Origin of the sequence: Corynebacterium sp. HMSC078H07 (assembly GCF_001812805.1) — a bacterium.
Lineage (GTDB): Bacteria > Actinomycetota > Actinomycetes > Mycobacteriales > Mycobacteriaceae > Corynebacterium.
On sequence record NZ_KV810511.1, the window covers coordinates 44,383 to 55,392 of the forward strand.

General features: G+C 61.0%; 10 protein-coding genes. 2 read left to right on the top strand and 8 right to left on the bottom strand.

From position 1 onward, the window contains the following. Positions 1-12: 12 nt before the first annotated feature. From lpqB to HMPREF2875_RS10170, 5 genes are all read right to left on the bottom strand, one after another. The gene (gene lpqB, locus HMPREF2875_RS10150; protein WP_070672836.1) at positions 13-1,722 is read right to left on the bottom strand and encodes an MtrAB system accessory lipoprotein LpqB; all 1,710 of its coding nucleotides are present in this window, start codon (positions 1,720-1,722) and stop codon (positions 13-15) included. Continuing rightward, positions 1,719-3,524: an MtrAB system histidine kinase MtrB gene (mtrB, locus tag HMPREF2875_RS10155; protein WP_305764046.1), complete on the bottom strand. Its 1,806-nt coding sequence runs from the start codon at positions 3,522-3,524 to the stop codon at positions 1,719-1,721. Before mtrB ends, lpqB begins: the two co-directional genes overlap by 4 nt. Positions 3,525-3,593: 69 nt before the next feature. Further along, on the bottom strand, positions 3,594-4,280 hold the full coding sequence (gene mtrA / locus HMPREF2875_RS10160) for an MtrAB system response regulator MtrA (protein WP_070672838.1): 687 nt from the start codon (positions 4,278-4,280) through the stop codon (positions 3,594-3,596). A 1-nt stretch (position 4,281) separates the two neighbouring features. After that, entirely contained in the window at positions 4,282-4,902 is a 621-nt protein-coding gene (locus tag HMPREF2875_RS10165; RefSeq protein WP_070672840.1) for a dTMP kinase, read from the bottom strand. 80 nt (positions 4,903-4,982) lie between these two features. Beyond that, on the bottom strand, positions 4,983-5,336 hold the full coding sequence (locus tag HMPREF2875_RS10170; protein ID WP_070672842.1) for a DUF4259 domain-containing protein: 354 nt from the start codon (positions 5,334-5,336) through the stop codon (positions 4,983-4,985). Between the two features lie 320 nt (positions 5,337-5,656). Between HMPREF2875_RS10170 and HMPREF2875_RS10175 the strand changes: the two genes are divergently transcribed. Next, positions 5,657-6,772 carry a hypothetical protein gene (locus tag HMPREF2875_RS10175; protein WP_070672844.1) on the top strand — a complete coding sequence of 372 codons (1,116 nt, stop codon included), beginning with the start codon at positions 5,657-5,659 and terminating at the stop codon, positions 6,770-6,772. 47 nt (positions 6,773-6,819) lie between these two features. On the opposite strand, the gene manA is transcribed toward HMPREF2875_RS10175, so the two are convergent. Together manA and HMPREF2875_RS10185 are read right to left on the bottom strand one after the other, a co-directional pair. After that, positions 6,820-8,049 (bottom strand): mannose-6-phosphate isomerase, class I, encoded by a 1,230-nt coding sequence (gene manA, locus HMPREF2875_RS10180; RefSeq protein ID WP_070672846.1) that lies wholly within the window; start codon positions 8,047-8,049, stop codon positions 6,820-6,822. Between the two features lie 9 nt (positions 8,050-8,058). After that, on the bottom strand, positions 8,059-9,012 hold the full coding sequence (locus HMPREF2875_RS10185; RefSeq protein ID WP_246817091.1) for an exopolyphosphatase: 954 nt from the start codon (positions 9,010-9,012) through the stop codon (positions 8,059-8,061). A 29-nt stretch (positions 9,013-9,041) separates the two neighbouring features. Here HMPREF2875_RS10185 and cobA point away from each other — a divergent pair, with 29 nt between their 5' ends. Further along, a complete protein-coding gene (gene cobA / locus HMPREF2875_RS10190; RefSeq protein ID WP_070672850.1) occupies positions 9,042-9,770 on the top strand; it encodes a uroporphyrinogen-III C-methyltransferase in 729 nt (242 codons plus the stop codon). Here cobA and HMPREF2875_RS10195 read toward each other — a convergent pair. Beyond that, positions 9,767-10,762, bottom strand: coding sequence for a sulfite exporter TauE/SafE family protein (locus HMPREF2875_RS10195; RefSeq protein ID WP_070672852.1), 996 nt, complete (start codon positions 10,760-10,762; stop codon positions 9,767-9,769). The genes cobA and HMPREF2875_RS10195 overlap by 4 nt on opposite strands. Positions 10,763-11,010: the final 248 nt, after the last annotated feature.

Sequence of the window (11,010 nt, forward strand, 5' to 3'; positions counted from 1 at the left end):
AGAGGGCTGGATTTAACGCGGAATGATGGGCGAGGAACGCACGCCGCGCAGACCATCAACCTCACGCCAGTAGGAGCTCTCCGAGCCTCCTGCCGGCAACTGCAGGAGGGCGTGCGCATCGGTGACGTACAAGGTCGAGGGTGAGGCGGCCACCGCAACCACCGGTGCGGTGATGTTACCGGTCGGCAAAGTCGTAGCTGCGGAACCATCTTGTTCTACTCGCCATACTGGCGAGTTGGAAGCGGAAGTGCCGACCAGCAGCGAACCATCGGCCTGCCATTCCACGGACAGTGCCGAACCGGTGAGCTCAGGGCCAACCTGGTGGACGTTAACGATGCGCCGCTCACCAGAGGTGGCACGGGCGACGACACCGGTGTAAATGCTGCCGTCAATAATCATGGCGATGCGCGCGCCCGTAATGGACAGGCGAATAACGGAAATCTCGCCATCGATAGCGTCCAAGGCAGAGGTATCCACTTCCGAGGTACTGAGTTCACCAGTGGCTGGCGAACGCGTCACGCGAACAACATGCTCGCCATCGACAACGGTCCACGCCACTTGGCCACCCACCTCGAAGGTAGGGCGAGCGAGCGTTGACCCGGTGACGGAATCACCGAGTTCTTGGCCGATCTCGCCCATCGACAGTTGCGACTCGTCCTTAGAACGTTTGCGCACAGCAGCCACGACGCCTTCATCGGAAATGTCGGCAGATTGGATGTCGTGGATCTGTCCAGCCGGCCCGGAAAGCTCCACGGGTCCGTCCGAGGCAACATCCAGCAAGGAGCCATCATTGACGGCGTAGAGCTTTGCCACTGACTGCGCAGCCACCTCAGGGTTAAACTCTGCAAAGTCATCGATGGTCATCTCTTCCATGCCGTCAACCATGGGGCTGCCATCGATCGTGGCCCGCACGGTGCTGGCCAGCTCCGCATTGTTAAGCGTCCACACCAGCTGGGCCGCGAACTTTAACCGTTCTTCTTGCGACATCCCTGACATGCCACTGAACTCATAGACCCCCTCATTGAGGCCAAGGAACGTGGCGTCCTTGGGTACGAGGGAGGAAATAGCCGGGGCAATATCGGAGGATGGGCCCTGGAGCAGCAACGTCACCAATTCGGCAGCGATGGAATCTCTGCCGGTGTAGAGCCACCTCCGGTCCGCCACCAGCATGCGTTGGGTGACATCGTAGAAATACAAGGACTGTGGGCGGTAGCGGTTGCGCAGCTCCGTGCGCTCAATGACGGCACCGGTGGGAAGATCCGTAATCCGCCATTGCCCATCGAATTGGCGCAGGCGGACGGTCGCCTCAATCCGCGAGTTATCGGGCACATAGGCGCCGCCATCCGCGAGGCGGCCAATAATATTGCCGCGAACCGAGTACTCCAGCGCTCCATCTTCCATCTTGGAGGTCACGAGGTCGATGGAATCGACAACCAAGACGGTATTAGTGGGGTCCCAGGTATTCGCAATATCGGAGGCCAAGAAGGTACGCGCAGCGGCATAATTACCTGCCGGGATAGCAGCAGCGGAATAAAAGTCACGAATGAGCAGGTCCGGGTCGCTATCAGTGCGCGGCTCCACGATGGCATCCTCTGCCCGCTCGTGTGGGACGAATGTACCGATGACTTGGGGATCGGTGTTGCTGGGCAGCGTCGAACATCCCACGAGAGCAGTCAGCGACACACAGCTGAGTACCGCCAAGATACGACGAGCGGGGATCATCGCTGGGCCTCCTCATCGAAATCGGGCACGTTCTCCTGGTTAAACGGCGTCTCGTCCTCTACCACTGTAGGGCGGGACTGGCGTTCCGAGGGCCAGACAATTCCAGCATCGTCACCAGTGGCCTTGGTGCCTTCTTCCGGGCCCACTTCAGGATCGTTGTGTGATGGGAAATCTGCATCCACCGTGACAGTGCTTCCACCACGGTCCAGAGCGCTCTTTGCACCGGACATGCTGTCCGTGGCCAAGCCGGCAGCGCTCACACCATACGGCAGCGCCGCCTGTTCCTCAGCTTCCACTGCCGCCGGTTGTGGTGCTCCCGGTACTTCCAAGGCAATGGGCTCGGACTCTATGGACTGGCCTGGGGTGCGCGGAAGAATGAGGCGGAAGCGCGAGCCGACGCCAAAGTAACCGATGGCGTCGAGAGTACCGCCGTGCAGCATAGCGTCCTCACGTGCAATAGCTAGGCCAAGCCCAGTTCCGCCCGAATGGCGCTTGCGCGACGAGTCCGCGCGCCAGAAGCGGTTAAACACAAGCTCCTCTTGGCCTTCCTTGAGGCCGACACCGGAGTCGGTAACAGCGATTCCGACGGCGTCGTCAGTCGTGGCAACATCCACCGTGACGGGATTTCCCTCAGAGTGGTCGATAGCGTTGGCAAACAAGTTGCGCAAGACTCGCTCAACTCGGCGCGAATCGCACTCCACTGCCACCGGCTCCGCTGGTGCGTTGATGCGGACCTCGACGCCAAGCTCTTCTGCCAAGTGCTCCACTTGGCTCATCGCCGAATCAATGCAGGAGCGGATGTCAATGGACGCGGTGGACAGGTCCGCCACGCCGGCATCGTGACGCGAAATCTCCAGTAGATCCGCCAAGAGCTCTTCAAAGCGATCCAGCTCCTTGATGAGCAACTCTGCGGAGCGCTTGGTGTAGGGGTTGAAATCATCGGCATCAGCAGCAATGACATCGGCGGCCATGCGCACTGTGGTCAACGGCGTACGCAGCTCATGGGAGACATCCGAGGTGAACTGGCGCTGCAGGTCACCGTATTCCTCCAGCTGCGCAATCTGCTTGGATAGCTTGTCGGCCATGTCATTGAAGGAGGAGGCTAGGCGGCCCATCTCGTCATCGGAGTTAACCACCATGCGTTCGCGCAGGTGGCCGGCGGCAAGACGCTGTGCAATACGTGAGGCAGAACGAATCGGGGTAATAACCTGCTGGGTAGCTAGCCATGCAATACCCACGAGCAGCACCACAACGACCACGCCGGCAGCGGAGAGCAAACCGCGCATCAGTGCCATCGTGGATTCCTCTGATTCCATCGAGAGCACGAGGTAAACCTGCGTATTCGGAATATCACACTCGATGGGCGTGCCGACCATCAGCGCGTTATAGGTCGCGCCCGATTGTTGGTCCACGGTGGCGTATTGCTGCACGATTTGCCCTTGGCCCACGAGCTCACGCATTCCATCTGGGATGCGGTAGCCCTCCGGCGAGGTTGTCGCCGTGCCATCAGGATTGTCCACCACCACAACGGGTTCGTAGACCGCTTGGGCGTCGTTTTGTTGCGCCGACATCTGCCCCAATGCTGCGCGCGCTGAGTTGATACGCACCTGCGTCGAGTTTGCGGTACCCGTGGCATCAATCTGCTGCTCCACGGCCACGCGCGCACGGTCGAGCTCCTGCAGAGCAGTCTCTTCCTTCTGGCTTACCAGCTGCTGCGTCAACACCGACACCAGCGCGTACGCCAAAATCAGCATGACCACCGCAGAGGCCACGAGCATCATGCCGATGACGCGTGTCTGCAGGGATGTACGCCAGCGCTCGACGACGCCATCCCTGACTCGCCTCAACCCATCAAAAATAACGGCTGTCCTTTACTCGCCGACTTTGCCGGTCTTATATCCCACACCACGCACGGTGAGCACAATCCGCGGGTCTTCTGGGTCGTGCTCGATCTTCGCGCGAAGGCGCTGCACATGCACGTTGACGAGGCGAGTATCGGAGGCATGGCGGTAGCCCCACACGGACTCCAGCAAAGCCTCACGGGTGTGGACCTGGCCAGGTTTACGGGCCATCTCCAGCAAGAGATCAAATTCCAGCGGGGTCAAGGAAATTTCCTCGCCACCCTTGCGGGTGACGGTGTGCTCGGGAACGTCGATAAGCAAGTCCCCGACCTCAATCATCTCACCGGAGGAAGAATCCGAACGGCGCAACCGCGCGCGGATACGGGCAATGAGCTCCTTCGGTTTAAAGGGCTTGGTGATGTAATCATCCGCGCCCGATTCCAAGCCCAGTACGACGTCGACGGTGTCCGTCTTCGCGGTGAGCATGACAATCGGCACGGAGGACTCGGTACGGATGGCACGGCAGATATCCACACCATTCATGCCCGGCAGCATGAGGTCCAGCAAGATGAGGTCTGGGTCATGGTCGTGGAAAGCCGGGATGGCCTCATTGCCGTCATTAACGGCTACAGGCTCCAATCCTTCGGCTTCAAGCACGATGGTGAGCATTTCGGCAATTGCCGGGTCATCATCCACAACCAAGATTTTCGGTGCCACGTTACTGTTCTCCTACGAGGTCCTTGACAGATTGAATAATCATATCGGCATCCGCGGTGGCGATCCACCGTCCTGCCCACTCCTGCTGCGCGAGACGCCTATAGGCTGCCGCCGTGCGGGCTTGCAGCCCGGCATCGCGCTCATATCGGTCCCGGGTGCGGCAATCATCGTCGGCAGCGCGGGCTACGGCACGTTGGCCAGCGACGGCAACGTCGGTATCGAGGAAGATCTGCAGTTGCGGAACCGGCAAACCCAAACGCTCAAACTCCAGCTCATAAATCCAGTCAACGACGGATTCTTCGCCCACTCGGGCAGCCGAGTATGCAGCATTGGAAGCCACGTAGCGGTCGAGGATAAGCAGAGAACTCGTGTCTTCTGCGGCAACGAGAAGCTGCTCTTTGGCGCCAAAGCGGTCAAGCGCAAACAGCGTGGCCATGCCGTAGGCAGAATCGGTAAGATCACCCATCTTTCCGTACAGCGCCTGCTGCGCCAGCTGCGCGTGAATGGAGTCCTCATAACGCGGGAAGCTCATGACTGAGACCTCACAGTCAAGTTCCTTCCGCAGGCGTTGGGTGACGGTGTTTTTCCCGGCGCCGTCAATGCCCTCAATACTAATCAGCATGCTGAGTGAAACCCTCTGAGTGACAACTCTTAAAAAATGAACGGTCCGCACATACCTATACGGACCTCAACAACGGATGTCTAGGACAGTGCCTCAATGAAGGCTTCGAGATCATAGTCTTCCTCGACACCTTCGAGCAGCTCCAAAGCATGTTCGTGGAGGTTTTCACTCCCAGAACCTGCGAGGTCGCGGATGAAGGGGTAATCCTCCACAACTTCGCCGGCGCTGAAGGGAGCGCCTGCCCAGATGGCGGCGATGGTGGCGGCTGCCAGTGCGTTGCGCTGTTCCTCTTCGGTCTGGTCTTCACCGGAGACCGCTAGCGCGCAGGCATCATCGACTGCAGCCACAATCTCTTCGTCTTCGAGAGCTGACAGCTCGTCAAGAAACTCGACGTTAGCCTCGTCAGTGAAGATATCTTCATCCCATGAGCTCATTGGTTTCTCCTTTTACCTAATGTCTGATGCTGAAATCTGAAACTGTGGGGTCGTAGGGCGCCGGCACGGCACCACACCGCTAGGTGAGGTCTCTTACCCACTTTTACCATTCTTTGGACAGTGTCACGCAGGTCTCCGCAGTTCCGTGTCTAGGGCCACGGTAGTGCACAACTCTGCACCGGCGAGCACAAGCCCGCCTGCACTTTTCTGTCAAAAGCCTGTATACGAGCAGGGATTATAAGGTGAATCCTTGGGTTCACCAGGTTTCATGCTATCGTTGTTACCGACTTGTGACCTTGTGCGAGGAAAGGAGATTCAGGATGACCAGCACCCCACGCCGAGTCCTCGTATTTATTGCGGCCGGTCTCCTTCTCGCTGTTGCCATTGGCACGGTGGTCTGGCGCACGAGCGCCCCGAACTCCGTTGTCACAGAACCTTCGGCAGCCACGGCTGAGACCAGTTCTTCGGCGCCGCAGACTTCCTCTTCTGAGCATTCCTACACCACCACGTCCTCCGCCCCGCAGCAGAAGACGTCCCAGGAGCAGATTGCAGCCCCCGCAGAAGATCCCTACTTGGCACCAAACGCTGTCTTGGACCGCACGGAGCCTGCTCAACCCACAGCTGTCTACCGCCCGGATAACGTCTCGTCGCTACACAATCAGCAACCTCAGGACACTGCGCAGTCCCAGGCTACGAACTATCCGCAGGTACCCAATAGCTCACCGGAATCTTCTGCTGCTGCTAGTGCTACTTCCTCGCCTGGCGCACAGACCCCAGGTTCCACCAATAACGGCACCCCGAGCACTGAGCCCACCGCTCAGCCAGCGCCGCACACTGCATCTCCGCAGGATGCGCCGGATGCGCAGCACAACAACCGCGCTGAGCCTGGCAGCGCGGAACCCCAGGTGTCCACTGCTCCGGAGCACACCCACGCTCCGGATGCCCCTGAAAACTCTCGGGACACGCAGCCAGCGGGCCTCGCCCAGGAGGCCCCAAAGCCTCAGGAAGAACCGCACAGCGATGTAAGGTTCAGGGAACCGACTGCCGAGCAGGAGAAGGCTCAAGACTCGCAAGAGGCGCAACAGGAGATTGCGGATAAGCTCGCTGAGCTGGAACGCGAGCGTGAACAAGACGCCTCCCGTACTAACGAGGCACCCAAGCCCGCTGCTCCGACCGACGGTGCCCCGGCAGCCGAGGAGCCTGCTGCTGAGCAGCCAGAACCAGCTGAGCCTGCCGCGAAGGACCCCGCAGCAGACGCCCTCACTGCGGAACAGCCGGCGAACGAGGAACCATCCGTCAGGATTGCGTCCACGGACCCGGAAGGTGCGCGAACGGACTCAGGTGCGGACAAAGCTCCCGTGAAGGCCGAGGCTCCAGCGGCACCGGAACTGCCCTCCTCCCCGGAAGAACTGTCAGGGCTGTCAGGCCGCGCTTAACGCCGCCGCCGCAGATTTTGAGTAATCTCCGCGCTTAATCGCCGTGTTTATACGCGGGCGATGAACACCTGCGCAGCGCCGTTCTCCGCAGCACGCACAGTGGCAACTGGGTCGCCGGCAGGAAGCCAAGCGGCGTGGCCGGCGCTGAGCGCCACACTTTCACCGTGCTCGTTGTTGACATCAACGGCGCCGGAGGTGCAGAGCACGATGACGGGACCGTCAAAATCAACGTCCACTGAGTCGTCACCGGACAATTCCACGCGGTCCAGCGCGAACTCCTCAATCGGCACCGGATAAGACCATGCCTGAGCACCGTGGACGTGGCTTTGTGTTGATTGATCTACTTGCGGCACTCGCGGGTCCTGTGCGGCGGAGTAGGTCAGAACCTTGACCAGCTCCGGAACGTCCACAAACTTAGGTGTCAGGCCGCCACGCAGAACGTTGTCGGAATTGGCCATGATCTCCACGCCAAGGCCCGAGACATATGCATGTAGCTCGCCAGCGTTGAGGTACACCGCTTCGCCCGGCTGCAGCACGATGTGGTTCAGCAGCAGCGCGCCGAGCACGCCGATATCGCCGGGGTACTGCTCGTTGAGTGCGGCCACGGTATCCATAACCATGCCCATCCACTCCTCGCCTGTGCCTTGGTCGCGGAGGCGTTCACCAGCAGCGACGACGGCAGCGATAAGCTCCTTGCGCTTAGCGCCCGGGATGGTAATCCACGTGGTGAACAGCGCGCGCAGGTTATCGCTTTCTGCCTCCGGGTCATCCGCGAGCATGCTGACGTAGTGGTCAAGCTCGGGGCACTCCAGCGCGGTGAAGAGGCGGCGGGTCTGCTCCAAAGGACGGAAGCCTGCCATGGCATAGAACTCTGTCAGCGCCACGATGAGCTCAGGTTTGTGGTTATCGTCCTTGTAGTTGCGGTTGGGGGCTGTCAGCTCAATACCTGCCGCGTTTTCACGCGCAAAGCCTTCCTCCGCCTGCGCCTTCGACGGGTGCGCCTGCAAAGATAGCGGCTCAGCCGCGGCAAGAATCTTCAGCAGGAAGGGCAGGTTTTCGCCGTACTCGTCTGCCACGCGTGCGCCAACCTGGTTCGCTGGGTCCGCCGCGATGATGTCATCGAGACGTTCACCGTCCACGGTGGATGGGTCAGCTGGGTGCGCACCAAACCACAGCTCCGCTACGGGGCTCTGCGTTTCAGGTTCTCCCAGGAGGGCAGGAATCAGTGTGCGCGAACCCCAGGAATAGTTGCGGGCAGCGCTCTCGAGCAGCTTCATCGATATCCTCTATTTCACGTCATAGGCGGTCGCGGCGTAACTCCGCGTAATCAACTGCAGCGCGCCGGCCAGATCCCCACTGGAGGGGTCGGCGCTCGCCGCAGCGAATGAATGGGGCAGGTTCGCCTCTTCCTGTCCCCATAAAATTAATTTCAAGGGTACCAAAGGCTCCCCATCTTCAAAGGGGTCGTGGAAGATATCAGTCGGCGCGTCCTCCAGAATCGGCCCGAGGCCTTCCGCATCCACGACCGAGCCACCCAGCCCATGCGTTGCCCAGATAGCGCCTGCCATGCGGGCAACGAGCGCGCCTAGATGCACGCGCGTTCGCTCCTCAGAGAAGGCATAGGGGTCCGGACCACTGCTGTGAACCACGCGGCCACCCTCCGCAAACTCGCGCAGGGCACGGCCTGGGTTCGTGGTGGAATCTCGCTGCGGGGACAGTGCTTCGATTTCCCGATCCACGGCTTCCGCCACGTCTTCCAGACGGCGCGCGACCAGCTCCGGGTCCTCGCTCAGCACCGCCTGTACCGCATGAAGCGCCACGATAGCCCGAACTGGGGAGACTCCCTCTGCCGTGGGCAGCTGGTCTATCACCACGGTGTCGTCAGGGGCGTCCTCAACTTCGTTGAGGCAAATGGTGGTGGCGCCGCGCCGTGCGGCGTCGTGCAACGCGCGTTCTGCCCACGGGCTTTCCCCTGCCACGACGACCACGTCGAGAGCACCGATGAAACGCGGTAGTGATTCGCTGACCACAATGGGAACGTCCGCTGGCTCCGCAAGCCCCACGGCCACATGCGCAGCGGCCCGGGACACTTGGTCCGCAGCGAGGATAACGAGGGAACGCGGACGCATGCCGCTCACTACCCGGGCAAGGTCTGGCACGGCGGAGGCTACGAGGCGGGCTTGAGCGCCTTCGTGGGCGACGTCGAAAAAGCGCACGGTTTCGGGGTCATAGGAAGTCATGGGCTCGAGCATAGCTAGGATGAGGGATCATGAGCATTCATCCGGTAGTCCTCGTCGGTGGTGGCCCGGGCGCGTGGGACCTCATCACGGTGCGCGGTATGCAGGCTCTGCAGGCTGCGGACGTGATTGTGGCCGATCACCTCGGCCCCACCGCACAGTTGGACAAGCTGTGCGATGTTGACGCCAAGGAGCTTATCGACGTCTCCAAGATCCCCTACCGCACACAAGTTGCACAGGAGCGAATCAACGAGATCCTCCTCGAACAGGCCCAGGCAGGCCGCCGCGTGGTGCGGCTTAAAGGCGGCGATCCCTACGTTTTTGGCCGTGGATTCGAGGAACTGACCGCGCTCACGGAGGCTGGCATGCCCGTGGAGGTCGTCCCCGGAGTAACCTCCGCCGTGGCGGTGCCGGCGCTGGCGGGCACTCCCGTTACGCATCGCGGCATGGTACATGCCGTCACGGTAGTCTCAGGCCATCTCCCGCCGGGTCATTCTAAGTCCCTGGTGGATTGGGCAGCTCTTGCCCGCTCTGGGGCGACGCTATCGGTCATTATGGGTGTCAAAAACGCCGCAGCGATTGCCGCGGCGCTTATCGACGCCTCCCTAAGCCCCCACACCCCGGTCCACATCATCCAAGAAGGCTCACTAGCTGAGGAACGTTCTTTCAGGTGTGAGCTGGCCGAGCTCGGCGCCACGATGGAGGCGCAGTCCGTGGCACCGCCGGCAGTCATCGTTATCGGCGAGGTCGCCGGACTCTAATCCGCGCGTGCAGCCGACGCCCCGACGCGGGCCGTTTCTGCCGTGTCTTCAGAGCCAGTCGGCTCTGTGGAGCTCACGACGCGGCTGCCACCACGCGTCGGACTCGAGTGGTGGCCTTCGTAGTTCTCTTCGCGCTCATCGCGCTTGCGGCGGCGATTGGACCACACGGTGAGGGTAATGCCTACCACCAGTGAGGCGATTTGTAGGCCCACGATCACTCCGTGCGGCAGCGCCCAGCCCATTGCCTTGGGCACGTTGAGTGTGACGATAGCCGTACCGACGAGGCCGCCCAGCAGTGTCGGGTTGATGCGGGAAATGAGCCACGCCGCGATAGGTGCGGTGATCATGCCACCGATAAGAAGCGCCACCACAGCCGCAGCATTGGCCACGATTTCGTGCCACAGGCCCACGATGAATCCGGCGGTCGCACCGAATGTCACGAGGAATTCCGCGGTGGTCACCGTGCCGACGATGCGACGCGGCTGTTCACGGCCGACTGCCATAAGCGTCGACGTAGAAAGCGGCCCCCAACCGCCGCCACCGGAGGCATCAACGAAGCCGCCGACAATACCTAGTCCGGTAAGAAACGGGGTGGAATGCGGCCGCGCGGTTGAAGCCTTCTTCGGGCGACGGCGAGAAAAACGCCACACCAGGTTAATACCCAGAATAAGGAGGATGGTGGAGGTAACCGGTACTGCGGATTCCAGAGACAGGTTGGACAACACCGTCGCCCCCAAGAACGCTGCGATGGCACCCGGGACACCCAACTTGAGCACCGTTGGCCAGTGCACGTTGCCGAAACGCCAGTGGCTGATACCGGAGACGAGGGTGGTTCCCAATTCCGCGGTGTGGACTACGGCCGACGCCGTTGCTGGCCCAAGGCCGGCAAGGAGCAAGATTGTCGTAGAGGTGACGCCAAAACCCATGCCGATACCGCCATCAACGAGCTGTGCAGCGGCACCCGCAAGAGCGATGAGAATGAGGCTACGCATGAGCCACCTCCTGGAAACGTCGGGACACGATGTCCGCTAGGGACTCTCCCAGCGGTGGAAGCACCTTTCGGTGCTGTGGGTTAGATGGATTGTCGGAATGGGAAGCAAGGCGGTCGAGCAACAGGCCAGGGCTGACGAATAGCGGCACAACCACTTCGCTATGCGAACTGGACGCGATGCGCCCAGCTTCGCGATTCCAACTCTCACTGCGAGACGCGTGAGCGTCTCGCGCGTGAGCGTCTCGCGCG